Raw genomic sequence first — 24,068 nt, forward strand, 5'->3', positions numbered from 1 at the left:
TCGAGCCTGAGGTCGTCCTCAGGTGAGCGTGTCATGTAGCGTTCGGGACTGTACTGATTTTTCTCGCGGATGCCAACGCTTGTGTCCGTTTGACCTCAACGCTGTTGCATCAAACCATGCAGCAGACCAAACCTGAGCCCTGGCTCGGATGGCGTCATTTCGGTAATCCCGAACGCCTTGAAGGCTGCCAGCATGATTGCCAGGCCACCGGGCAACACGTTCTGGCGATGGGGCTGCAAACCGCCCAGGTGGGTGCAGTTGACATGCCCGGCCTCGAGCAGCAACACCGCCAGGCGCAAGAGGCCGCGATAGGTGATCCCACCTTCGCCACAGTCGTTCAAGGCATTGGCCCTGAGCACTTTGGCCAGCATTCGGGCGGTGCCGGATGAGCCGATTGCCTGCTGCCAGCCCAAGTGACGATAACGACGGGCGACTTTCTCGAACTGCAGCGTGGCGCAGCGCTCGGCGTCCAGCAGTGCCTGTGCCGATACCAGGCCGCCGGGGAAAAAACGTGTACTCCAGGTGCCGCTGCCGATGGTAAGGCTTTCGGTCAGCAGGGCCTGCTCGCCCCGGCCCAGTATCAGCTCGGTGGAGCCGCCGCCGATGTCCACTACCAGGCGCATGGCATCGGACGCAGGGATGCGATGGCTGACGCCGGCGTACACCAATTTGGCCTCTTCTTCGCCCGAGATCACATCAATGGGAAACCCCAGGTGACGCTGGGCATCGCTCAAAAACAGCCTGGCGTTCGCCGCTTCGCGGACGGCACTGGTGGCCACTGCGCGCACGCGTCCAGGCTCGAAACCGCGCAGTTTCTTACCGAAGCGGGCGAGGGCTTGCCAGCCCCGGTCCAGCGCCAGTTCATCCAGGGCACCCCCGTGCAGGCCCTCGGCCAGACGGACGGGTTCGCGCAAGGACTTCACCTCTTCGATGACCCATTGCCGGTTCCGCTTGACCGGTTGGCCGATCATCATGCGAAACGCATTGGACCCCAGGTCAATGGCCGCAAACAGGGAGGTGTCGCTTTTCATCGAGTGTTCCTTGCTCGTTCATCGGTAACGCTGAAAGCGTGGGCGATGATCTTGCCACTCGATCCATGACATGAAGATGACAGCGTAGGAGCGTTGCACCGCTACTCCTACCTGGCGACTGCTGTGCAGTCGATCGCGGCCTCGTTTCTCGTCAGCGACTACAGATGGCCCGCGTAGCCGCTGGCGACAACCTGCGATCGACCGCACAGCGGTCGTGGTTCACGACAATTGCACCAAGGGTTTTTACAGTGGAGAGATGGTGCCCAGCGCGCCGATACCGATAGCCAGCACCAGAAAGCCAACCACGAAAAATGCAAGCTTGCCCATAGGAACTCCGAATTGAACAGGAAAGAGGCAAACGCGCCTTACAGGGTTTTATTGTCGGAGTCTCAGGCCATGCATTACAGATGCAGATAGCGCAGAAAAATACGCATCAGAATAAAAAAACGCCCCGGCCTGAACCCTCAAGCCGGGGCGTTTTGGCGTGCCTCCTACGCCAGGTCGAAACGGTCCAGGTTCATCACTTTGGTCCAAGCGGCCACGAAGTCATGGACGAACTTGTCCTTGGCATCGTTGCTGGCATACACCTCGGCCAGTGCCCGCAATTGGGCATGGGAGCCAAACACCAGGTCAACGCGAGTACCGCTCCATTTCACCTCGCCGGTCTTGCGATCGCGGGCTTCATAGGTGTCGTTGGCGCTGGAGGTGGGTTTCCATTCCACGCTCATGTCCAACAGGTTCTGGAAGAAGTCGTTGGTCAACTGCTCCGGCCGTTTGGTGAACACCCCGTGGGCGCTCTTGCCGGCATTGTTGCCCAGCACCCGCAGGCCGCCCACCAGTACGGTCATCTCCGGCGCGGTGAGGGTCAGCAGTTGCGCCTTGTCCACCAGCAGCGCCTCGGGCTTGACCTTGACCCCAGCCTTGATGAAGTTACGGAAACCATCGGCAACCGGCTCCAGCAGATTGAAGGATTCGACATCGGTCTGTTGTTGCGAGGCATCGGTGCGGCCGGGGGAGAAGGGGACAGTGACGCTGTAGCCTGCGTTTTTCGCCGCTTGCTCCACCCCCGCATTGCCCGCCAGCACGATCAGGTCGGCCAGGGAGATTTTCTTGCCGCCGGCGTTGAACTCGCTCTGGATGCTCTGCAGCTTGCCGAGCACCTCGGCCAGTTGTGCTGGCTGGTTGGCTTCCCAGTCTTTCTGCGGTGCCAGGCGCAGGCGGCCACCGTTGGCACCTCCGCGTTTGTCCGAGCCGCGAAAGCTTGAGGCGGCCGCCCAGGCAGTCGACACCAGTTGCGACACCGACAGGCCCGAACCCAGCACCTTGGCCTTCAGCGCAGCGACATCGGCGTCGCTGACCAGGGCATGGTCGACCTTGGGCAGCGGGTCTTGCCACAGCAGTTCTTCGTTGGGCAGTTCCGGGCCCAGGTAGCGCGACAGCGGGCCCATGTCGCGGTGGATCAACTTGTACCAGGCGCGGGCAAAGGCGTCGGCCAATTGCTCGGGGTTTTCCTTGAAACGCCGGGCGATGGGTTCATAGATCGGATCGAAGCGCAGCGCCAGGTCCGAGGTCAGCATCCGCGGTTCCTGCTTTTTCGACGGGTCGAAGGCATGCGGGATTGTGCCTGCGCCTGCGCCGTTCTTCGGTTTCCATTGATTGGCGCCGGCCGGGCTTTTAGTCAGTTCCCATTCAAAATTGAACAGGTTTTCCAGGTACTCGTTGGTCCATTGCGTAGGCTTCGAGGTCCAGGTGACTTCCAGGCCGCTGGTGATGGCATCGGCACCGACACCGGTGCCAAATTTGTTGCGCCACCCAAGGCCCTGTTCTTCAAGGCCTGCTGCCTCAGGTTCGGCACCGACGTTGTCGGCAGGTCCCGCACCGTGGGTTTTGCCGAAGGCGTGGCCGCCGGCGATCAGCGCCACGGTTTCTTCATCGTTCATGGCCATGCGGCCGAAGGTATCGCGGATGTCCTTGCCCGAGGCGATCGGGTCGGGGTTGCCTTCGGGGCCTTCCGGGTTCACGTAGATCAGCCCCATCTGCACGGCGGCCAGCGGGTTCTCCAGGTTGCGGCCGGGGTTGTCGGTGCGGCTTTCTTCTTTGCCGTGCATCGACGGCTCCGCCACCAGTGGGGCGTCTCCGGGCGGCTGGGCCTTGCCGTAGCGAGTGTCGCCACCGAGCCAGACTTTCTCCGAGCCCCAGTACACGTCTTCATCCGGCTCCCAGACATCGGCGCGGCCACCGGAAAAACCGAAGGTCTTGAAGCCCATGGATTCCAGCGCGACGTTGCCGGTAAGCACGATCAGGTCGGCCCAGGAAATGTTCTTGCCGTACTTCTGTTTGATCGGCCAGAGCAGACGCCGGGCCTTGTCGAGGCTGACGTTGTCGGGCCAGCTGTTGAGCGGGGCGAAACGCTGTTGGCCCGAGCCTGCGCCGCCGCGGCCGTCACCGATACGGTAGGTACCGGCGCTGTGCCAGGCCATGCGGATAAACAGCGGGCCATAGTGGCCGAAGTCGGCGGGCCACCAGTCCTGGGAGTCGGTCATCAGCGCGCGCAGGTCTTGCTTGAGGGCGGCAAAGTCCAGGCCCTTGAAGGCTTTGGCGTAGTCGAAGCCTTCATCCATAGGGTCGGACAGGCTGGAGTGTTGATGCAGGATCTTCAGGTTCAGCTGGTCGGGCCACCAGTCACGATTGGTGGTGCCACCGCCAGCGGCATGATTGAACGGGCATTTTGACTCGTTTGACATGACTGTTTCACCTCAGGATGGCTATCACGGACAGGCAAGCGAAGCGGCAATCTCGTTATCGGCTTGATGTCCACTGCGGGAGAGGGCGGCTGTCGCCGCTGTGTTACCGCCTTCCCAGAAGCCATCCGGCCGGATCAGTGCAGCGATAAATATAGGCTAGTCGTGGAGAAGGGCGAGGGCTAATAGCGGGAGTGTTGGGGGGTGATAGAGTCAGTCTCTTGTGGGCTTGCCCTGCGATGCGGTGTGCCAGTGCGATCGCTTTCGCGGGGCAAGTCGAGATGTCGCACCGCCGCTCCTACAGGCCAGCTGTGAGCAATTGAATATCAGCGACAAGCATGATCCTTGATGAGAGGCGCTGAGGCGAGCCATTGAAACACGGAGAGGCTATTGCAAATCATTTGTTTTAGCCGTGACAATAAGAGTCATTATCACTCGCGAATTTTTCCCTCGTCATGCCCGCCAACGATCTCTCCCTGCGCAGTGCCGTCAATGATTTGTATTGCGACCATCATGACTGGCTCAATGGCTGGCTGCGCAAGCGCCTGGGCAACCGCTGCGATGCAGCGGACTTGGCGCAGGACACGTTCGTACGGGTCCTCAAGGCGCGCAACGCACTGGAGATTCGCGAGCCGCGGCCTTACCTGTCGAGGATCGCCAAGGGCTTGTTGATCGACCTGTTCCGCCGCCGCTCGCTGGAGCAATCGTATCTGCACGCGCTGGCCGCCATGCCCGAAGCGCAGCAACCCTCACTGGAGGAGCAGGCGATCTTGTTGCAGGCGCTGGTGGACATCGACCGCCTGCTGCACGGCTTGGGCACCAAGGTCCGGCAGGCGTTCATCCTTTCCCAGTTCGACGGCCTGACCTATGCGCAGATTGCCGAGCGGTTGAACATCAGCCCTCGCACCGTCAACACCTACATGGCCAAGGCCATGGAGCATTGCTGCCTGATGCAAGTCCAGATGCAGCAGGCATGAGCCTTTCCCCCGCCGAATCAAAAGCCATTCGCGCTGCGGCCCAGTGGTATGCGCGGCTGCGCTCCGGTGTGGCGAGCGACGCGGATCGGGCTGCCTGGAACGACTGGCTGCTCGCCGACCCTGTGCACCGGCAGGCCTGGCAACGGATGGCGGCGGTGGGTGAGCAGATGGCGAATGTGCCGGGCGCGCTGGCGGGGCCTGCATTGCGCGGGGTTGATCGCTCCCGGCGCCAGGTGCTGGGCAGTGTGCTGGTATTGGCGTCTGCCGCATCCGTAGGCTGGTTGGGTTGGCGCAGTGAAACCTCGCGGAGCCTGTTTGCCGATTTTCGTACCGCAGTGGGCGAGCGCCGTGAGTTCCGCTTGGCCGATGGCAGTACCTTGCTGCTCAACACCGACACCACCGTCAATCTGCGCTTCGACGCTCAACAGCGTGTACTGGAACTGGTGCGCGGCGAGATCCTTGTGAGTACTGCAGCCGATCCGTTGCAGCGGCCGTTCAAGGTCGTGACCGGCCATGGCGAGGTGCTGGCGCTGGGTACCCGCTTCATCGTTCGGTCCCTGGGGCAGATGCGTGACGTGGCAGTGATCGAGAAAGCGGTGCAGGTCAGCGTGCCGGGTGGTGGCTCCGCGGTGCGTGTAGAGGCAGGCCAGTCCGTTGATTTCGGCGGCGGCGCATTGGGTGGGCTGCGCCACAACGATGCATCGGTGGGGGCCTGGCAACAGGGCAGCATCATCGCCATCGACCGCCCCCTGGCAGAACTGTTGGCCGACCTGTCGCGCTACCGCAGTGGCATCTTGCGCTGTGATCCACGCATTGCCCGATTGAAGGTGTCCGGCGCGTTTCCCATCGATGACACCGACAGGGCACTGGCGGCGCTGGAGAGCGGATTTTCACTACGGGTTACCCGGTACAGCCGCTATTGGGCCAGTGTTTCAGGCCATGATGTGCATTGACAGGGCGCTTGCTGCGCAGCCTGGTGGCAGCGGCTACAGCACCTAATTTTTTTGCATTTGCACTTTTGCTGCGCATCGTTCGGCTCATCCCTCAATGAGTTTCTATTGATCGATTGTTGGGGGAGGGTACGCATGTCCGGGGTGTTCAAAAAAGGTCGTCTGGGGAGCGCAGTAGCGGTCGGGCTGCTGGCGGCAACGGCGGCGGGTGGATGGTCGACGGCAACGCTGGCAGCGCAGGTGCCGGCGCAGCAGCGGGTGCAAACTTTCGACATCGCCGGTGGCAGCCTGACCGAGGTGCTCAGCCATTTCGCCAGTGCCGCAGGCGCAGCGATTTCCTTCGATGCGCGCCAGACCCAGGGCTTGCACTCGCCGGGGCTCAAAGGCGCGTTTGGGGTCAGCGAAGGCTTCGCGAGGATACTGGCCGGGAGCGGGCTGCAAGCTGTCCCCCAGGCCAACGGCACCTATGTACTGTTGCCAGTGGCAACGAGCGGTTCGGCACTGGAGCTGGGTGTGACCAACGTCGATGGCCAAACGCTGGGCGCCACCACGGAGAACAGCGGCTCGTACACCACCGGTGCCGTGACCATCGGCAAGGGCGAGCACAGCCTCAAGGAAACGCCGCAATCGGTCACGGTGATGACCCGCAAGCTGCTCGATGACCAGAACCTCACCACCATCGACCAGGTGATGGAGAAGACCCCGGGCATCACCGTGTACGACTCGACCATGGGCGGTAAATACTTCTATTCGCGCGGCTTTCGCATGTCGGGGCAGTATCAGTACGACGGCGTGCCGCTGGACATGGGCAACCTCTATGTCCAGGCCGACAGCTTCAGTGGCGACATGGCGTACTACGATCGGGTCGAAGTGCTGCGCGGTGCTGCAGGCATGATGAAAGGCGCCGGGGGCACCGCCGGCGGGGTCAACTTCGTGCGCAAACGCGGCCAGGCGGCCGCGCATACCGACATCACGCTGTCCGCTGGCACGTGGGACAACTATCGCGCGCAGGTCGATACCGGTGGCCCGCTCAACAGCACCGGCACGCTGCGTGGCCGGGCGGTCGCCGCCGAGCAGAGCCGGCACTATTTCATCGACGACGCCAGTCGCAAGGACCAGGTCTACTACGGTGCCCTCGACGCTGACCTGAACCCGGACACCACGGTCGGGCTGGGTATTGCCTATGAGGATGTCGATGCCAACCCATGCTGGGGTGGGCTGCCGCGCTACCGCGACCGCAGCGACCTGAACCTCAGCCGCTCGACCTGCCTGGACCCTTCGTGGAACACCTGGCGCAGCAAGCGCACCACCTTCTTTGGTGACCTCAGGCACCAGATCAATGACGACTGGGCCCTGAAGGTTGCCGGCGTCTATTCAAAAAACACCCAGGACATCAAGTACGCATTCGCCTCCGGCGCCGTCACACCCGGCGTGGATACCACCGGCATGCTGGGCAGCCTGTACAACTACGACCAGGTGGATTACGGCCTCGACGCCTACGTGGATGGCAGATTCGAGGGCTTTGGCCAGCAGCATGAGCTGGTGGTGGGCCTCAATGCCAGCCGGGCGAAAAAGGACGATTTCTACTCGGTGGCGTTTCTGCCGCAGCGCCAGAATGTGTTCAACCCCGACAAACACATTCCTGAGCCGAGCGACAGCTACTTCATCGACAATTCATCCCGTGGCGGGCCGGTCAATTCGGTGACCAAGCAAAAAGGCGTGTACTCGACCTTGCGCCTGAAACTGGCGGATCCACTGACGTTCGTCGCCGGTGGCCGGGTGAGCTGGTATAGCTCCGACACCGATTACGACTTCATCAACACCGGCACTTCGCAGCACGCCAGCACCACGGAGACCGGCCAGGTCACGCCCTTCGCCGGCCTGCTGCTGGACCTGAACGAGAACCTCACGGCCTATGCCAGTTATGCAGAGATCTTCACCCCCCAAGGCAACTACCGTTCCGAGGACGGTTCGTCGCTCAAGCCACTGGTGGGCCAGAGTTATGAACTGGGGATCAAGGGCGCCTGGTTCGACGGTCGCCTGAACAGCGCCTTCAACCTGTTCCGCACGATCCAGAAAGACCAGGCGCAGACCGACTACAACTCATCCTGCCCGTCGTCCGATGGCTATTGCTATGTCAATGCCGGCAAGGTTCGCGCCCAGGGTTTCGAGGCCGAGATCAGCGGTGAAGTCATCGAGCGCCTGCAACTGCTCGCCGGTTACACCTACACCCAGACCAAAACCCTCGAAGACATCGACACCAGCCTGGATGGCGCTGCCTTCAACACCTATGTGCCGCGGCACATGCTGCGCTTGTGGGGAGACTATGCACTGGGCGGCTCGTTGGAGCGGTTCACCCTCGGTGCGGGCGTGAACGCACAGAGTGACAACTTCCGGGTTTCACCTTCCAGTAACGAAAAAATCAGCCAGTCGGGGTATGCGATCTGGAATGGCCGCATCGGCTACCGCATCGATGACACCTGGTCGGTTGCGCTCAATGGCAACAACCTGTTCGACAAACGCTACTACGCCACCATCGGTACCGAGGCGTTCGGCAACTACTATGGCGAACCGCGCAACTTCATGGTGTCGGTCAAGGCGAGTTTTTGAGGGTGACCTTGTGGGAGCCGGGCTTGCCGGCGATCGACCGCTCAGCGGTCGCATTCCACACGCCACGTGATCGGCATGCCGCCCTGGTCTCATCGCTGGCACGCTAGCGCCCACGGGGTACTGTGCGCCAGCTTCTCAACCGGCAGCAGATCGCTGCCGCTTTACCCGGTACATATCGTCATCGGCATGGCTGAGCAATGTATCGGCATCTTCCCCGTCCTGGGGGTAGCAGGCCACGCCGACACTGCAGGACGGCATTCTTATGCCGTCAAACCCTTCACCCAGCGGCTCGGCCATCACTGCAACGATACGCGCCACGGCCTCATGCACCACATCCGGAGACTGGACATCGGTCAACAGTATCGTGAACTCGTCACCACCCATCCGGGCCACGGTGTCGGTCTCCCGTACACAGTGCTCCAGTCGCCGGGCAATGGCGCAAAGCACCCGGTCGCCCGCCGCATGGCCGTGGCCATCGTTAATGCCCTTGAAGTCATTGATGTCGAGAAACAGCAACGCCAGTGTGCTGTTGTGGCGTTGCGCCGTGCGCAGGGCTGTGCCCAGCCGGTCATTGAAAACCGAGCGGTTGATGAGTTTTGTCAGCGGATCATGGTGGGCGAGAAACCGCAGTTCTTCTTCGGCCTGCCACAGGGCCGTCACATCTCGGGCGACACCGATCCGCGCGCCCACATCCTCGGACCAGAAAGCCGCCCAGAGGATATGCACGATACTGCCATCCTTGCGGATATAGCGGTTGCGAAAATCGACGTGGGAATGACCATTCATTACCCGGATGATCGAGGCACGCGTGGCCGCCAGGTCGTCAGGGTGCATATAGTCTGTGATCGGCGTGCCGACCAGCTCTTCGGCACGGTAGCCGAGCAGCGTCTGGCAGGCATCACTGACAAAGGCGATCTGGTTGTCCCGGTCGACTACAAAGACCGTGTCCAGCATCAGGTGGATCAGCTTGGGGTAAAGGGCTTGGAGGTCAACGGGCATAGGTCAGGCACGCCTGGTGGGTATTGCCTGATCATAGCCCGCGCCCCTGGGGTCACAGCAATAGTCGTTTCTAGAAGGTACCGCGCAAGGTCAGCATGTAGTTGCGCGGCGCTCCGTACCCGTTGCCGCCATCGCTGGAGTTGACCGTCTGGTAGTAGGTTTTGTCGAAGAGGTTGTTGGCGTTGACCTGCGCGGGCCAGTGCTGGTCGATCGTGTACTCGACCAGGCAGTTCCACACCGCATATGCCGTACGGGCAGGCGCGAGTGGCGTCGGTCGAGGTGACCTACGACGGGTAAGCGAGCTGATCAACGGCATTTAAAGCGAAGCTGCCTTAGAACTTTTTCCGGTTTGCCGGTCTATGTGGATAGGCACATTCGGTTGCAAGGTGCAGCCGGATGGCCACATATTCATACGATCAGCAGAGGTTGTCTCGCTCATGAAATTCCATGTCCCACGGATGGTGCTCTTTGGCCTGTTCGCGTTCGCGGCAATGGGCTCGGCATCGGCAACACAGATCAAGACCGCACCTGTGCAAGTTGCAGCCGTACAGGTTGCCGGTAACCCCTGGGCTACCCTGGCCAGTGAGCAGGCGGGGCCGGTGTTGGCCCATGACGACCGCTACCGGCATGACCACCGTTGGGATGATCGTCGAGATGACTGGCGCCGCGACAACTGGCGCCGGGATCAATGGCGCAGGGAGCAGGCGCGCCGCGAAGCTGCCCGCCATCGTGATTGGGAGCGCCACCATGACCGGGCCATGCGTCATCGTTACGAGGACGACCGCCGCTACTACCGTCGCTAGTGCAGTCGATCGAGGGACAAGCCCGCTCCTAGCGGTTTTGTGTTGCCCAGGTGGGAGCGGGCTTGCCCCGCGATCAATTGCTTATGCGCTACCCCCCGATCCACTCAAACGATCCCGCAAGAACTCGATGAACCGCTGAGTCTTCGCAGGCAAAAGCCGTGTCTCGGTGATTGCATAAACCGGAACGGCGCTTGCCTGCCATTGCCCCAGGATTCGACGTAGCCGGCCACTCTCCACGTCGTCTGCGACGATTTCTTTCTCCATGATGATGACGCCCAGGTCCAGCGCTGCCAGGCGCTTGAGCATCCCCACGCTGTTGAGCAGAAACCGGCCGCCGACAGCGACTTCGACAGCTTCCTGTTCCTGATGCAATACCCACGTATTGGTGCTTGGCGTGTTCAATCGCAAGCATTGGTGGTTGACCAACTCCGAGGGATGGCCAGGCTCACCAAAGCGCGCAAGATAACGAGGTGAGGCGTAGAGGTATCGTGGTAAACGAGCAAGTGGACGCGCGATCAGGTTAGAGTCCGGTGGGTTTCCCATGCGAATGACCACATCCACGGCTTCGGCGACCAGGTCGACCCGTCGTGGCGAAAGGTCGCATTCAAAGTTGATACCCGGATAAAGACCAGCGAATTCGGCGATCAGGGGCGCCAGGTAAATGTTGGCGAAATCCACCGGCATCGATACCCGCAACACACCGCTGGGCTGGTCCAGCATCTCGCTCAGTTGTTCATGCGCCAGGCGAGCCTCGTCAACGATGCGTTTACATCGATCGAAGTACAGCTGGCCGGCCTCGGTCAGTTCGATTTTGCGGGTTGTGCGGTGCAGCAGGCGCAAGCCGATGGCCTTTTCCAGCGCGCTGATGCGGCGCGACAGCGTTGAACTGGGGATGCCCATGGCGTCGGCCGCCCGGCCGAAGCTCTTGGTTCGCACGACCTCGACGAATAGCGCGATGTCATTTAGTGGGATCATTGATTGCGCCATTAATGGATTAATTCTTTCCAAAATAGCGTATTTATCCCAAATCGTAAGCAGGCGATGATCGTTTCACCACTCATCCTTACCTGCTTCGAAGTGAGATCCTCATGCGCCAACTTTTTGATTCCATCCCTCTGGGCCATAGCACTTTGCAGAACCGCCTGGTCATGGCGCCCATGACCCGCAGCCGCGCCGAATTCGATGGCAGTCCAGGCGCGTTGGCAGCCGAGTATTATGCGCAGCGCGCCAGTGTCGGTTTGATCGTGGCTGAGGGCACGCAGCCCTCGGAGGACGGACAGGGCTACCTCAACACCCCCGGCATCTACACCGACGCCCATGTTGCGGGCTGGAAGAAAATATCTGCAGCGGTACACGAAAAGGGCGGTCGTCTGTTTATCCAGCTGATGCACGCCGGACGCATGTCGCACCCCGATAACACCCCGCATCATCGCCAGGGTGTCGCACCCTCGGCCATCAGCCCGAACACGCCCATGTTCACGCTAAACGGCATGCAGGACATTCCGGCGCCACGTGCTTTAACCACCGACGAGGTGCGCCAGACGGTTGCCGACTTCCGCTTTGCCGCTCGCCGCGCGATCGAGGCCGGCGCTGATGGTGTGGAGATTCACGGTGCCAACGCTTATCTCATTCAGCAATTCTTCGCCCCAAGCGCCAATACCCGGACCGACCCATACGGTGGCTCGATTGAAAACCGCGCGCGCTTTGCCATCGAAGTCGCCACTGCCATCGCCGAAGAAATCGGTGCGCACCGTACGGCCATTCGCCTGTCGCCCGGTATGGCGCTGTGGGGCATTGACGAGGGTGTGGAAGGGCCTGACCTCTACCGTTATCTGGTGGCCGAACTCGACAAGCTGGGGCTCGTGTACTTGCACATCATGCACCAGGGGGACGAGGCGCTTCTGGCAGATATCCGCAAGCGCTGGAAGCAGACGCTGATTCTGAATCGCCCGGGTCGTCCTCGGGATCAGATCGGGGACGATGTCACCGCGGGGCTCGCTGATCTGGAGTCGTATGGACAGATGATCCTGGCCAATCCCGATTTCGTGGCACGCCTGAAGGCGGATGCGCCACTGAATGAGGCGGATCGCAGCACGTACTTTGGAGGCAACGCGCAGGGCTACACGGATTACGCGACCTGGCTATGAGGCTCTGGGATGGGATTCAAAGGAGGGGCGGGTTGCATTAAATATATGGAAATGCGTATATTCGCCAGCCCATATATAGAGTGCGCTACATGATCACGCCCCCCGGAGTCTTCAAGAGCCTGGCCGACGAGACCCGCGTGCGCGCCACCCTGCTGATTGCCGATCAGGGGGAGCTGTGTGTCTGCGAGCTGATGTGTGCGCTCGGTGACAGCCAGCCGAAGATCAGCCGTCACCTCGCACAGTTGCGCAGCAATGGACTGCTGCTCGATCGCCGCCAGGGCCAGTGGGTGTATTACCGGCTCAATCCGGACCTGCCCGAGTGGGTCCGGCAAATCCTGCACGTCACCGCGAAGGCCAATGCCGATTGGCTCAAGAACAACGCCCTACGCCTGCAGCACATGGATGGTCGTCCGGTGCGCGACGTTGCCTGTTGTTGAATTCTGATCCAGAGAGCCTCCCCTCATGCGAATCCTGTTCATGTGCACGGCCAACAGTTGCCGCAGCATTCTTTCCGAAGCCCTGTTCAATCACCTGGCACCGCAAGGCATCGAAGCCGTCAGTGCTGGAAGCTTTCCCAAGGGGCAGGTGCTGCCACGCAGCCTTACCACGTTGCAGCAGGCCGGTATCTGCATCGACGGCCTGCACAGCAAGGGCAACGACGCATTCAAAGACAGCCCGCCAGACATCGTCATCACCGTCTGCGACAGGGCGGCCGGCGAAGCTTGCCCGGTGTATTTCGGCCCGGCGCTCAAGTCCCATTGGGGGCTGGAAGATCCGTCCGAGGTGACGGGTGACGAGGCGGCGATAGATGCTGCCTTCCGTTCCACCCTGGTGCGAATTGAACGACGCTGCCAAGCCTTTCTCGCACTTCCCTTTGGCCGACTTGGCCGCGATGAACGCCAGCGCGAGCTTGATCGCATCGGCACGCTTTAAACCGGAGGACCCATGTCAGAGCATCTGCCCAACCTTGATCCCAGCCTGTTCGACAACGTCCAGGTGTTGAGTCCCGGCGATCACAAGCCACGCATCCTGTTGCTTTACGGGTCGACCCGAGAGCGCTCGTTCAGCCGTTTGCTGGTGGAGGAGGCTGCCCGCCTGCTCACGCATTTCGGCGCCGAAGCACGAATCTTCGATCCGTCCGGCTTGCCACTGCCCGACGATGTTCCGGCCGACCATCCCAAGGTCCAGGAACTGCGCGACCTGGTGCTGTGGTCGGAAGGTCAGGTCTGGTGTTCGCCGGAGCGCCACGGGGCGATGTCGGCTGTGTTCAAGGCACAGATCGACTGGATCCCGCTGGAACTGGGCGCCGTGCGCCCGACCCAGGGCAAGACGCTGGCAGTGATGCAGGTTTGCGGCGGCTCGCAGTCGTTCAACGTGGTCAACCAGTTGCGCGTGTTGGGGCGCTGGATGCGGATGTTCACCATCCCCAACCAATCGTCGGTGCCCAAGGCCTACCTGGAGTTCGACGAAGGGGGGCGAATGAAAGCGTCGCCGTTCTACGACCGCGTGGTTGACGTCATGGAAGAGTTGGTGAAATTCACCGTACTGCTGCGCGATCGTCAGGAATTTCTGGTCGATCGCTACTCGGAACGCAAAGAAACTGCAGAGCAACTGATGAACCGCGTCAACCAGCGCTCAATCTGAGCAGGAGCGGGTACCTAGAAAACGTGTGGGAGATGGCTTGCCAGCGATGAGGCCAGTGCAGCTTGCCTGTCACGGGGGCCTGAATGACGACCGCCGTGCGGTCAATCGCTGGCAAGTCCGGCTCCCACAACGTCCGGGGCTACTCACTCGGTGGGAATGTCTGAGTCCTGGCCGGTTTCAGCCGCAAGCTTCAAGCGATCAGCCTTGCTGATGTATTTAGGCTTGTTCTTCGGTGCCAATTTGGCACTGGCCTTTTTGGCATGCGCCTTCAGTAGCTGCTTGATCTTTTTTTGACGGTTCATGGTCTAACCCGGCTGGTGGATGCTTGAATGATATCAGCCCCATCCTTTGCTCGCCCGGCACCTTCGCATCCTCTGTGGCTTGCCTTACGATTGCCCACCGGCATGCGCTACCCTCTGCGCTGTACCGATCCAACACAAAACAGCAGCAATGAGGCGCCGGGTATGGACTGTAATGTTCGTCGTGCCACTGACGATGATGCATCCGGCATCAGCCTGGTGGTGATCAGCGCCCTGCGCGAAAGCAATTCAAAGGACTATTCGCCGGAGGTGATTGCTCGGGTGGAGCAGAGCTTTTCCCCTCAGGCCATCCTGCGTTTGCTGAAACAGCGTCACGTCTATGTGGCCTCCGCCGACCAGCGAATCATCGCCACCGCGAGCCTGGAGATGGATGTCATCAGAAGCGTGTTTGTCGATCCGTGCTATCAAGGCGGCGGTATTGGCAGGCGGCTGATGAGCGAGATTCTTTCAGACGCCCGCCGTTCCGGAATTGAGATTGTGCACGTACCTTCTTCAATCACGGCACAGGGCTTTTACGCGGCGCTTGGCTTTCAGAAAGTGCGCGACGAGTTCTACGGTGCCGAGCAAACAATCATCATGTGCAAGGTGCTTGAGGGGTAGGGCGATCGGTGCGGGAATTGCGGTGGTTGCTATCGGTCAGTAGCAGCCGCTGGATAGTGTAGATAGGTGAATTAGTTGGAGGCGTAGCAATGACAACAATCGACGCGAAATCCCGATTCGAGGCAAAGCTTCTTCGTCCGGCACAGCCTGGCAATGATACGTCGTGGGCGTTCGTCGTACTGCCTAGAGACGCGAGTGAACAGCTTCCGAGGCGAGGAAGGACGACGGTCGAAGGCACAATCAATGGTCATCCTTTCCAGGCAACCCTTGAGCCAGATGGCCAGCGGAGCCATTGGCTGCAGGTTGGCAGCGCGTTACTCGAAGCCGCAGGCGCGGCCGTTGGGGATATCGTTACACTCGAGCTAGCCCCTGTGAAGAAGGAACCCGAGCCTGACATCCCAACGGACTTTCAAGAGGCTTTGGCCGCCACGCCCGAGGCTCGTGAAGTCTGGAACAATACGACGACCATCGCACGCGTCGACTGGATTCACTGGATTACTTCAGCCAAGCAACTCAAGACGCGCGCAAAACGAATTGGTGATGCCTGCGAAATGCTTGCAGCCGGCAAGAAGCAGGTTTGTTGTTTCGACCCGTCCGGCTACTACAGCAAGGCGTTCCGTGCGCCCGAGGTCGATGATTTTTAAAGGGTGCACGCCGTTCAATGCGGCTGACAATGGGTTCAATGCGTTCATCGGGGGCGGCTACGGACTGCCGGTGCAGTCGCTGGCGCCAGCCTGCGATCGGCCGTGTAGCGGTCGTATTCCAGGCAACAGCGGATTTGCTGGATGTATTGGCCTCTCGCGGGACAAGTGGAGACTTCGCACCGCCTCCCACCTGGCGACTGCTGCGCAGTCGATCGCAGCCTCGTTCCTCGGCAGCGGCTACGGACTGCCGGTGTAGCCGCTGGCGCCAGCCTGCGATCGGCCGCGCAGCGGTCGTGGTTCAAATCACCACCGTGCCGAAACTGCTGCGCCGGGCTGAACTCGCTCCCGTTCGCCACCTTGCTGCGCCAATGCGCAGCGTGCGAAGGGCCGCATCGGCGGCCCCTGGTCAACCCGCAGTCACTACTTCACTGCAGCTTGAAAGGCTTCAACCGAGCGCTGCAGAACCGTTGACGTCGCCGTCCGTGCTTCTACTTCATCCAGCAACGTCTCGATCAGCGCCAGGCTCATTTCCAGCGTGTGCTGCGAACCCCAGAGCAGGTTACGGACCTCGGGGCGGCCAGTTCATAGGCCTGGGCGTTGGTCTGGTAGGCGCTCTTGATGCGGATGGAGGCGTGGATAGCCCATTCACCAACCGTTGTCGCTGGTACAGGTAGCGAGATAGCACCGTGGCGAAAACGCCCATCAAAGCAAACCCCACCGCTGTGTGTACAGCGAACCAAACGCCGTAAACCATCATCTGCACGCTAACCGATCCACGTGCCGGATCGACGAACTGGGGAATGAATGCCAGCACAAACAAGCCTGGCTTCGGGTTGAGCGCAGCCGAAAGCAGCCCGGTCAGAAAAATGCTGGGCAAAGATTGCCTCGATGCCGGTTGAAAACTGATCAGGCTGCGAGCACGCAAGACCTTGATGCCGAGCCAGAGCAGATAGCCGGCACCCATGAGTTTGATCACCCAGAATGCAAGCACCGAGGTTTACATTAGAAGGGTCAACCCTAACGAAGCGGCTGCGACGTGAATAGAATGCCTGCGCCTGAAGCCATCCCTGATACCGCCGCTGCGACTTTTCCCTGGTCGAGACCACGGCCGATGGCCAACAAGTTGTCAGGGCCCGGCGCCAGAACTAACAGCACGCAGGCGGCGGTGTAGGCGAACCACACATTCATGGGAAACACGGCGCTCTCCTTAAGCCTGATGAAAAATCCATCCTGAGGGTCGGATGTGCCAATAGTGAGGGGGAAGCTCAAGGAGCTGATGAGTTTGGCCCTGCTTACTTACCCAAGCCAGGCCCGAACGCAATGCCCGCTATGGGTCGAAAGCGGCCGCTCCCGATGGCAGCTCCCAACCCAAAGCTGTCTTCGGTGACTGGCAGAAACCGGTCGTAAGTAAGGGCGAGCACCTACTTGCTGGCGAGCGATTGATTAGCCAGCGGACAGCTCTGGGTATTAAGGAAGCGCGATTTTTTCAGCCAGTCTTGCTGCGGGTAATAGGCGAACACATAGCTGCCGCGTTGCAGCGTATCGATCAGCTTGCCGGCAATTGCCGGGCGAACGGCAGGACATCCCTGGCTGCGACCGAGGCGACCGAGGCCGGGAACGACCTTGGGGTCGGCATAGGCGGCGGCATGCATGACAATCGCCCGCGACATGCTGTTGTCGTTGAACCCCGGCTCCAGCCCCTGAAGGCGGAGCGAGCGGCCGTGCTTGCCGCTATAGGTCTGCCCGGTCTCATACAGGCCGATGGAGGATTGGTAGCTGTTCGGGGTGTTGGAGAACGTTGTCGGCACATCAGCGCCGCTGTTCTTGCCATGGGCAACCCACTCCTCGAACAGCAGTTTCCTGGCGCGCAAGTCGAACACCCACAGACGCTTGTCACGCGAGGCCTTGGAGTAATCGATCACCGTCAGCAACTTGTCCGCGTCGCTGTGACTGGCGCAGGTATAGGCGGTGAGTGCCAGGGCGAGGGTCGAGAGGTTGGCGCTCGGCGCCAATTGCTTCAGCTCGGTGGCGCTAGGCATGGATTGCGCATGGGCGGTATGACAGGTGCTGAGGAAAAACAGGCCAATACTGGCCGCTGAGAGCCGTATAGCTCCCCGCACGGGTTTGAAGATCGACATGGATTACCCTGTTAAAGACTTGCCTGCAATTGAAAGCAGGCTTGTCATACGGAAACCAAAGAGCACTACTTTGCTTGATTTTTAGTGGGTTTCCGATCATTTCTTGACCAATGGCTTAAGATCTTCGTGGTCTTCGGTGCTGATGACCGTGAATTTCCCTTCGCTGCGGGTTTCCCGGGTGGACGCCCAATCGGTGATCACCAACATCGTGCCGACGTCCATCGCCGCGAGTAAATGACCACGAAATTCCGGGCTCAGGTTCAATTGCCCCAGCTGTTCATAGGGTGTATCGCCGTACTCCGGGTTGCTCAGGCCTACCACCGACCAGCGTAAGGGCAGCGCGGCATCCAGCGCCAAGACGGATGGCTTTTGCAGCAGGGAATACACCGCCATTCCACTGCGATGCTGACCGGTTGCCTGCGACAGTGCTGGTGCCGAGCCGATCAACTGGCCACCCCGATACACGTAGGCGCGCAGGTCGGCGCGACTGATCAGGATCGACAGTGGCCCTGCGGTCGGATCTGGATCGTTCCAGAACTGTTGGTTGCTCAATACCAGCGGGCCTTGGGCTTTGCCTTCGCTGACCGTAGGCGCCAGTACGCCAGGGTGGTAGACCTCCACCGGGGCACTATGGGTATCGGAAACAATGACTGTGGTCGAACTGAAACCGGTGACTTCATACAGCTTCTTGGCAAACTCCATCGGCAAGCGCACGCAACCATGCGAGGCGGGGTATCCCGGCAGATGGCCCGCGTGCAAAGCAATGCCGTCCCACGTCAGTCGCTCCATGTAGGGCATCGGGGCGCTGTTGTAGAGGCTGGATTTATGCTCGACCTTTTTCTGCAGAATGCTGAAGACCCCGGTGGGGGTTTCCCGGCCTGCCTTGCCACTGCTCACGGTACTGACCCCAATGGCGATCCCATTGCGATAGACGTAGGCACGTTGCTCGGTGAGGCTGACCACTACGGTCACTGGCCCCACCGGCGAGACCTGTGGGTACCAGAGAAACTGACCCGGCTTGAGACTTTCGAGCTGGCTTTTGAGCTCGACCGGGGTGGGCACCTGCAGCGGAGCCGCTTCGACCAGCACAGCGGCAAGCAACAGGCCCATTCCTAGCGGTATACGCAACATCGAATCCATCCTCATAGCGTCATGTCGCCAGCTTAATCGGAACATTCGTCATCGAGCAAATACGTAGAACCCGGCCCCCGGTGCTCCCATCTTAGTCCGTGCGCGCGTGGCGCTTGCGGTATTCCGCCGGTGTCACTCCGATGTGCCGGACAAACGCGCGATGCAAGGTGCCCCGTAACCCCCGTCGAGGGTTGGGGGCGCTAACCGGCAGCCGGTGTCGCAAAGGGCACGGGGCGATGCTCGCGTCTTATGGCAGCGTTCCTCGCAGCGCGCTTCGCATACTAGCGGGTTCCACCTGCATCAAAGCCGATGCCCCATCAGAGACGGTCGTGCACGAGTTCTGCGTGGAGTGTGGTTCGACCTTGTTCTGGTCACGAACACAAGGGGCGTTTGCCGACTGGGTTTCGATAGCCTTGGGCACGCTCGACACTCCCTTCATAGCGGATAAGCAAAAATATGTTCATGCTGATGCCGCAGTCCATGGGTACACGCCAGCAGGCGACTGAAAGCATTTGCTCGAACAGACCGCTGACCCCTAGTTGTCTTGGAGAAGAGTGACTCATACATTTCAATCACGGAAGATGGCCATGCAGATACGCAAAATGACGCACGCCGACTTGCCCAGCGCCAATGCCCTTTGCCTGGAGTCGTTCACGCTAGCGGTTGCGCCTTCGCTGTCGGCGCAGGGCGTGGAGACTTTCGCCAAGGTGGCCGCACAGCAGGCGTTTGCCGAGCGAATGATGGGTGACAACCTGATGCTGGTGTGTGTCGCAGACGGAGCCCTGACGGGGCTGATTGAGCTCAAGGAAGGGCGCCATGTGGCGATGCTGTTCGTTGCGCCTGGCTGGCAGCGTCGCGGCGTCGGGAAGCGTCTGGTGAATGCGGCGCTGGAGCAGGCCAGAGCCCATGTGGTGACGGTCAGGGCGTCGCTGCCCTCAGTGCCCGCTTATGAACGTTACGGGTTTGCGATGGCGGGGGAGGTGGGTGAGTTTTCCGGGCTGGTCTATCAACCGATGGAGAAGCGGCTGACTGATTGAGGGGCTGGCATCGCGACAGATCGATATCCGCTTCTGGCCGGTTTCTGCCTGCCCTCGAAGGCTGCAATTGGCCGTAAGCTGCCCTGCGCGAAGGGCAGCTATGGGTCGAAAGCGGCCGCTCCCGATTGTCAGCTCCCGACCCATAGCGGCCGGTCACGAATTGACGAGATTGACCCATTTCATGCAGTCAATTCATGGGGCGGGCAGCACCATTGGTGGGATCTCCCTCAGAGAGCATCTGAGTGAGGCGCTCACGCTCGTCAGTTCTTGGCAGCACACCAGAGGTTGTCGCCTCCACTACCGTGATACCTTCTGAGTTGGTTATCCTGACTTCGGCCTTTGCGTGACCCCGCTCATCAATATCAGCGATGAGCCAGTGGCAGGTAATCGGTTGTCCCGCGTAAACGGGATGCTTGAACTCGAAGCTCATCCCTGTCGCCAGCCAACCAATCTGCCCGCCAATTTCGGTGACCAGGCTGGCAGTCAGAAGCCCATGGGCAATGGGTGCCTTGAACCTGCATAGCTGCGCGTAGCGTGCATCACAGTGAACCGGGTTGTAGTCTCGTGAAATGTGCGCGAATTGACGAATATCGTCATCTGAAAAGCAACGGACTACTGTGAACCGGTCACCGACCTTGAGACCTTCGGCAGCGCACTCTCTAGGGCTTTTCATTACGACTCCTTGGAAGGCGAGGGTGGGAGAATCAGAAGGTGTATTAACGCAGCAGTTGTTCGGCAAACAGAGCCACGGCGATGAGGGTCATGGCCGCTCCAGAAAAACGACTGACCAGGTGAGCGGCGGCTGGGCGTGTCCGCAGAACAACCTGCGAGCCAAATCCGACTAGAAGGTAGATCACGCCACAACTGAAAGTGTGGACGAGCCCGAGCGCAATCATCTGCATCGGTACAGGCCAAGGTGCAGTGGCGTCGGCAAATTGAGGCAGGAGCGCCAGGAACAGCAGGAACACTTTTGGATTTAGCCCACTGACGCAAAGCCCTTTGAGCGCCCAGCGCTTCCATGAGCCTGACGCCTGAACCTCATCCGCGCGCGGTGTAGAGGGAGATACGAGCATATTGATGCCTAACCACAGCAGGTAACCCGCCCCAGCCATCGTCAGCACCGACATGGTCACAGGGTGGTTTGCGACCAGAGTGCCAACACCACCGGCTACAACCATTGTGGCAATCAAGTGGCCGGATAGCAGTCCGCCCACAGCGGGAATGACGACTCGATGCTTCAAGCCGGCGGATATCGCGTAAGCCCAATCGGCTCCAGGCGTGATGACGAACAAAATCGACACCGCTCAAAAGGCAACCAAAACATTGAAGGTCATGGCGTCACCTGCGCCAGATCATAATTCACCGTGTAATTCATCATTCCAGTTCTCAAATCAAAGCCCGTCCCTCTGGTTCTCTCAAGAGGTGAACGGTAGTTAATGGCTGGTGGAAGATTAATGAAATAGGCTTAGAATTAGCTTTCAAAGATGGTCGTTTTTATTTGTAGGTTGGGAGATTTTTCTACGTGGACAGGATTGACCGGAAGATTCTTGCTGAGCTGCAAAAAGATGGTCGCCTTTCGGTCACTGAGCTTGCCGAACGTGTAGGCCTGAGTCTCTCTCCTTGCCATCGGCGAGTGCGGGCACTGGAGGCGTCAGGTGTATTGCTGGGCTATCGCGCGCAGCTTGACCCCGGTGCATTGGGCCTGAATTTTTCTGCCATGGTCTTTGCCACCCTTCGAGAGGGTGACCGGCACGCTGTCGAGGCATTCGAGACGGCGCTCATTGATATACCTCAGGTGGTCGATGCCCAGAGATTATTTGGGGAGCCAGATTACCTGCTGCACGTCATTGCCCAGGACTTGCCAGCCTTCCAAAGACTTTACGATGAGAGCCTTTCGACTTTGCCTAATGTGCAACGACTGACCTCTACCCTGGTCATGAAGCGGGTCATTCAAGACAGACCGCTTCCTTTGTGATTGGCGGGGCAGGTCTTCGGTTTCTTGCTGGATTTTGTGGAGTTTGGGAATGGCTGCTTCTGGCCGATAGCTGCCATTCACCAACGGCAGCTTCGCGTCGATACCGGTCATATTTCGCCGCTGTGGAGTCAACCTGGCAGGCTCCGGAGCGGCCAAGTACAAAGCCTGTACCATTCACCGCTGCTAGTCGCGCGTCTGCCAGAGTATGAAATCCACTTTCTTGAGATCGCTCAGCTTGTCGTGCGCAGGTACCAGTGCGTTGAACTGTGTGATCCAGCTGATGCCTTCATCGGATGGCAGGAAGTTCTGGTACCAATTCTCGATGTCCGCGTAGCGTTTCTTGGCGTCTTCAACCTTGGTCTTGGAGTGGTAGGCGGGCGCCGTCTGGTTGACGTTGCGCAGCACATGAATGTCCCAGACAGGCTTGTCAGGCCGCAGCGTCGCGACCAGTTTGCTGGAAAATGAGGGTTCGTAGCGTTCAGTGGCCGCGTACAAATGGTCGAGAATCTCAGCAAACGTAGGCTTCGAGCCTTTCAACTGCTCCATGAGGCTGTAGTAGGTGTCGTACCAGGAGGGCGTGCGCCGTTGAACCCGGTAGAACCCGTTGTATGCGCGGCGAAAAACGGCATCCGTCGAGACGTTCACCTTGTCTACTTGCTCCATCAGGGCCAGATACTTCTGAATGCCCGGCTTGGCGTTGATAATCGCCGACTTCACATCTTTCGTTGCCATGGTTTCTACTTCCATTCAATTGAGCCGCGCAGGGGCGCTCGATATTAACTGTTGTTCTGACGCGCTCGCGCTTTGGCGATCATGGCATCGAGTTGACTGATCATGTCGTCCACGTCGATCTCATGAAACGCCTCACACGACGCCGCGATAATCTGCTCCGCAAATTGCGGGCTGTACTCCAGCGGGGTATAGCCTGGATCGTTCTTGTCGATCGCGGTGTACATCCACTGGCCTTCAACCTCGTGACCACATAGCCGGTCTTCTTCCTGCAACCCCACTAAGACCGACTGAAGCGCAGCCTCCGTCAGCTGAGGTGATTGCTGCATGACCTGCTGGCGAAGTTCAGCAGCGCCGATACCCCCCATCGCGCGCTGAACAATCAGCGCTTTCAACAGCGTGATGTCGCTCATGGTGTGTGTCCCTCGTCTGCTGCGTTAACCGCATGATTGCCTTGCCAACGAGGACCATCCTGAACTCCAATAGGGACACTTCTTGTCCTGAATTAAAAAAATGATCAATCGTGCTCACCGTCGTGATTATTTGCGACAAATCCTCCATGCCGCCGGTGAACCCGTTTCCACCGCAGACGTTCACAAGAAGCTGGTCCTCTGGGTCGAGCGTCATGGTGATGACGGTGATATCCATCACGAAAAGACCACCATTCGTGACCTGAAGGTGCTGAAAGGGCTGAAATACGTTCAATCCGAAAGGAGCAAGGAGGACCGGCGGGAGTTGCTCTGGAAAGCGGTTGGCCGAAGCCACTCGCTTGTCCTTTCACCCTCGGACGCAATGTCGCTCACGGCCATTTTCCAGCACGCCGAACGCTTCGGCCTGCAGTCAGCTACCCATGAGCTCGAAGGCCTGCGGGACTACGCTGACCTAGTGATGCAGGATGGTGCCAGGCGCAAGCTCGACTTCAGCAAACGCATTACTTCCGGCACCCGGTTTACGGTACTGCAGCCGGGCAAGCACAACGCCGAACACCTCAAGCGTCTGCAGGAGGCCATCCTTGAGGACAGGCCCCTGGAGGTTTGGTATCGGCCTCGCGATGCCGAAGGTGTCGAGTGCATCTACCAACTCAAGCCACTGGGTTTGTCGCACCAGGACTCCAATATCTATCTCTCTGCTTTTGTCGCCGAAGAAAACTGGCTGGGCAAGGCGCCCGATGCTGGCGTGCCGCGAGGCAAGTACAGCAGCAACGGGCCCAATACACTGTGTGCGTTGATGCTTCATCGAATCACCAAGGTCGAGCCGGGCAAGCGCACTATCCAAGACCCGGAGGGTTACGATATTCATTCGGACGAAGCCCAGAAAGACCTCGTGACCCTGCACACGCCTCCCCAGTTAACGCGCCTTCGTCTAAGGGACAACCTGTACAACCGGCTTTCAGAAAATCCGCTTGATAAAGACCAGACCCTGGCCCCCTGCGCAGACAGGTGGTTGCTGACCTGCACGATTCGCGACTCGCAGGGCCTGCGACTGTTCCTGATGGCCAATGCTGCGGATATCGAAGTGCTGGAGCCCAAGGCCCTCAGGGATCATGTCCACCAGATGCTGGCTGCTGCGCTGAGCGCCTACGAGCGCTGAGA

Annotated in this window: 25 protein-coding genes and 2 pseudogenes; 14 read left to right on the forward strand and 13 right to left on the reverse strand. The window is 59.8% G+C overall.

Going from position 1 to position 24,068, the window contains the following annotated elements:
- Positions 1-95 precede the first annotated feature (95 nt).
- A complete protein-coding gene (locus ABVN19_RS05280) occupies positions 96-1,031 on the reverse strand; it encodes a Ppx/GppA family phosphatase (RefSeq protein WP_105642502.1) in 936 nt (311 codons plus the stop codon).
- Between the two features lie 491 nt (positions 1,032-1,522).
- Positions 1,523-3,775: a catalase/peroxidase HPI gene (gene katG / locus ABVN19_RS05285; RefSeq protein ID WP_028941481.1), complete on the reverse strand. Its 2,253-nt coding sequence runs from the start codon at positions 3,773-3,775 to the stop codon at positions 1,523-1,525.
- Positions 3,776-4,227: 452 nt separating this feature from the next.
- Between katG and ABVN19_RS05290 the strand changes: the two genes are divergently transcribed.
- The 3 genes from ABVN19_RS05290 (at position 4,228) to ABVN19_RS05300 (ending at position 8,309) form a co-directional block, all read left to right on the forward strand.
- Positions 4,228-4,749 (forward strand): sigma-70 family RNA polymerase sigma factor, encoded by a 522-nt coding sequence (locus tag ABVN19_RS05290; RefSeq protein ID WP_028941482.1) that lies wholly within the window; start codon positions 4,228-4,230, stop codon positions 4,747-4,749.
- Entirely contained in the window at positions 4,746-5,702 is a 957-nt protein-coding gene (locus ABVN19_RS05295; RefSeq protein WP_028941483.1) for a FecR domain-containing protein, read from the forward strand. Before ABVN19_RS05290 ends, ABVN19_RS05295 begins: the two co-directional genes overlap by 4 nt.
- A gap of 132 nt (positions 5,703-5,834) precedes the next feature.
- A complete protein-coding gene (locus ABVN19_RS05300) occupies positions 5,835-8,309 on the forward strand; it encodes a TonB-dependent siderophore receptor (protein WP_105642503.1) in 2,475 nt (824 codons plus the stop codon).
- 135 nt (positions 8,310-8,444) lie between these two features.
- On the opposite strand, the gene ABVN19_RS05305 is transcribed toward ABVN19_RS05300, so the two are convergent.
- Both ABVN19_RS05305 and ABVN19_RS05310 read right to left on the reverse strand, forming a co-directional pair.
- Positions 8,445-9,308: a sensor domain-containing diguanylate cyclase gene (locus ABVN19_RS05305; RefSeq protein WP_028941485.1), complete on the reverse strand. Its 864-nt coding sequence runs from the start codon at positions 9,306-9,308 to the stop codon at positions 8,445-8,447.
- Positions 9,309-9,378: 70 nt separating this feature from the next.
- Positions 9,379-9,624, reverse strand: a complete 246-nt coding sequence (locus ABVN19_RS05310; protein ID WP_146117345.1) for a TonB-dependent receptor — start codon at positions 9,622-9,624, stop codon at positions 9,379-9,381.
- Positions 9,625-9,745: 121 nt separating this feature from the next.
- Between ABVN19_RS05310 and ABVN19_RS05315 the strand changes: the two genes are divergently transcribed.
- A complete protein-coding gene (locus tag ABVN19_RS05315; protein ID WP_028941486.1) occupies positions 9,746-10,111 on the forward strand; it encodes a hypothetical protein in 366 nt (121 codons plus the stop codon).
- Positions 10,112-10,192: 81 nt separating this feature from the next.
- Here the strand turns inward: ABVN19_RS05315 and ABVN19_RS05320 are convergent, their stop codons facing one another.
- Entirely contained in the window at positions 10,193-11,086 is an 894-nt protein-coding gene (locus ABVN19_RS05320; protein WP_105642504.1) for a LysR family transcriptional regulator, read from the reverse strand.
- A 113-nt stretch (positions 11,087-11,199) separates the two neighbouring features.
- On the opposite strand from ABVN19_RS05320, the gene ABVN19_RS05325 reads away from it, so the two are divergent.
- The 4 genes from ABVN19_RS05325 to arsH all read left to right on the forward strand — a co-directional run bounded on the left by ABVN19_RS05325 (position 11,200) and on the right by arsH (position 13,902).
- Positions 11,200-12,258, forward strand: coding sequence for an alkene reductase (locus tag ABVN19_RS05325; RefSeq protein WP_028941488.1), 1,059 nt, complete (start codon positions 11,200-11,202; stop codon positions 12,256-12,258).
- 89 nt (positions 12,259-12,347) lie between these two features.
- A complete protein-coding gene (locus ABVN19_RS05330; RefSeq protein ID WP_105642505.1) occupies positions 12,348-12,695 on the forward strand; it encodes a metalloregulator ArsR/SmtB family transcription factor in 348 nt (115 codons plus the stop codon).
- A gap of 25 nt (positions 12,696-12,720) precedes the next feature.
- Positions 12,721-13,191 (forward strand): arsenate reductase ArsC, encoded by a 471-nt coding sequence (locus ABVN19_RS05335; protein ID WP_028941490.1) that lies wholly within the window; start codon positions 12,721-12,723, stop codon positions 13,189-13,191.
- A gap of 12 nt (positions 13,192-13,203) precedes the next feature.
- Positions 13,204-13,902 (forward strand): arsenical resistance protein ArsH, encoded by a 699-nt coding sequence (gene arsH / locus ABVN19_RS05340; protein WP_105642506.1) that lies wholly within the window; start codon positions 13,204-13,206, stop codon positions 13,900-13,902.
- A gap of 143 nt (positions 13,903-14,045) precedes the next feature.
- Here arsH and ABVN19_RS05345 read toward each other — a convergent pair whose 3' ends face one another.
- Positions 14,046-14,204: a DUF2986 domain-containing protein gene (locus ABVN19_RS05345; RefSeq protein ID WP_084167893.1), complete on the reverse strand. Its 159-nt coding sequence runs from the start codon at positions 14,202-14,204 to the stop codon at positions 14,046-14,048.
- A 162-nt stretch (positions 14,205-14,366) separates the two neighbouring features.
- Between ABVN19_RS05345 and ABVN19_RS05350 the strand changes: the two genes are divergently transcribed.
- Both ABVN19_RS05350 and ABVN19_RS05355 read left to right on the forward strand, forming a co-directional pair.
- Complete coding sequence (locus ABVN19_RS05350) at positions 14,367-14,822, forward strand: GNAT family N-acetyltransferase (protein ID WP_105642507.1); 456 nt, start codon at positions 14,367-14,369, stop codon at positions 14,820-14,822.
- An 89-nt stretch (positions 14,823-14,911) separates the two neighbouring features.
- The gene (locus tag ABVN19_RS05355; protein ID WP_028941493.1) at positions 14,912-15,466 is read left to right on the forward strand and encodes a YdeI/OmpD-associated family protein; all 555 of its coding nucleotides are present in this window, start codon (positions 14,912-14,914) and stop codon (positions 15,464-15,466) included.
- Between the two features lie 559 nt (positions 15,467-16,025).
- Here ABVN19_RS05355 and ABVN19_RS05360 read toward each other — a convergent pair.
- The 3 genes and pseudogenes from ABVN19_RS05360 to ABVN19_RS05370 all read right to left on the reverse strand — a co-directional run bounded on the left by ABVN19_RS05360 (position 16,026) and on the right by ABVN19_RS05370 (position 18,735).
- Positions 16,026-16,654 (reverse strand): annotated as a pseudogene (locus ABVN19_RS05360) (LysE family translocator).
- Positions 16,655-16,887: 233 nt separating this feature from the next.
- A complete protein-coding gene (locus ABVN19_RS05365) occupies positions 16,888-17,604 on the reverse strand; it encodes a murein L,D-transpeptidase catalytic domain family protein (RefSeq protein ID WP_028941495.1) in 717 nt (238 codons plus the stop codon).
- Positions 17,605-17,700: 96 nt separating this feature from the next.
- Positions 17,701-18,735, reverse strand: coding sequence for a L,D-transpeptidase (locus tag ABVN19_RS05370; RefSeq protein WP_028941496.1), 1,035 nt, complete (start codon positions 18,733-18,735; stop codon positions 17,701-17,703).
- A gap of 209 nt (positions 18,736-18,944) precedes the next feature.
- Between ABVN19_RS05370 and ABVN19_RS05375 the strand changes: the two are divergent.
- Both ABVN19_RS05375 and ABVN19_RS05380 read left to right on the forward strand, forming a co-directional pair.
- A pseudogene (locus tag ABVN19_RS05375) lies at positions 18,945-19,241 on the forward strand (GFA family protein); the annotation flags it as partial.
- A gap of 81 nt (positions 19,242-19,322) precedes the next feature.
- On the forward strand, positions 19,323-19,772 hold the full coding sequence (locus ABVN19_RS05380; RefSeq protein ID WP_028941497.1) for a GNAT family N-acetyltransferase: 450 nt from the start codon (positions 19,323-19,325) through the stop codon (positions 19,770-19,772).
- 187 nt (positions 19,773-19,959) lie between these two features.
- Here the strand turns inward: ABVN19_RS05380 and ABVN19_RS05385 are convergent, their stop codons facing one another.
- Complete coding sequence (locus ABVN19_RS05385; RefSeq protein WP_105642509.1) at positions 19,960-20,445, reverse strand: MaoC family dehydratase; 486 nt, start codon at positions 20,443-20,445, stop codon at positions 19,960-19,962.
- 43 nt (positions 20,446-20,488) lie between these two features.
- Entirely contained in the window at positions 20,489-21,073 is a 585-nt protein-coding gene (locus ABVN19_RS05390) for a LysE family translocator (protein WP_256585924.1), read from the reverse strand.
- Between the two features lie 221 nt (positions 21,074-21,294).
- Here ABVN19_RS05390 and ABVN19_RS05395 point away from each other — a divergent pair, with 221 nt between their 5' ends.
- A complete protein-coding gene (locus ABVN19_RS05395; protein WP_105642510.1) occupies positions 21,295-21,747 on the forward strand; it encodes an Lrp/AsnC family transcriptional regulator in 453 nt (150 codons plus the stop codon).
- A gap of 183 nt (positions 21,748-21,930) precedes the next feature.
- Here the strand turns inward: ABVN19_RS05395 and ABVN19_RS05400 are convergent, their stop codons facing one another.
- A complete protein-coding gene (locus ABVN19_RS05400) occupies positions 21,931-22,479 on the reverse strand; it encodes a hypothetical protein (RefSeq protein WP_028941500.1) in 549 nt (182 codons plus the stop codon).
- Positions 22,480-22,523: 44 nt separating this feature from the next.
- On the reverse strand, positions 22,524-22,889 hold the full coding sequence (locus ABVN19_RS05405; RefSeq protein ID WP_105642511.1) for a hypothetical protein: 366 nt from the start codon (positions 22,887-22,889) through the stop codon (positions 22,524-22,526).
- A 100-nt stretch (positions 22,890-22,989) separates the two neighbouring features.
- Here ABVN19_RS05405 and ABVN19_RS05410 point away from each other — a divergent pair, with 100 nt between their 5' ends.
- Positions 22,990-24,066, forward strand: a complete 1,077-nt coding sequence (locus ABVN19_RS05410) for a WYL domain-containing protein (protein WP_028941502.1) — start codon at positions 22,990-22,992, stop codon at positions 24,064-24,066.
- Positions 24,067-24,068 lie beyond the last annotated feature (2 nt).

The sequence above is a fragment of the Pseudomonas vranovensis genome (assembly GCF_040438935.1).
Classification (GTDB): Bacteria; Pseudomonadota; Gammaproteobacteria; order Pseudomonadales; family Pseudomonadaceae; genus Aquipseudomonas; species Aquipseudomonas vranovensis.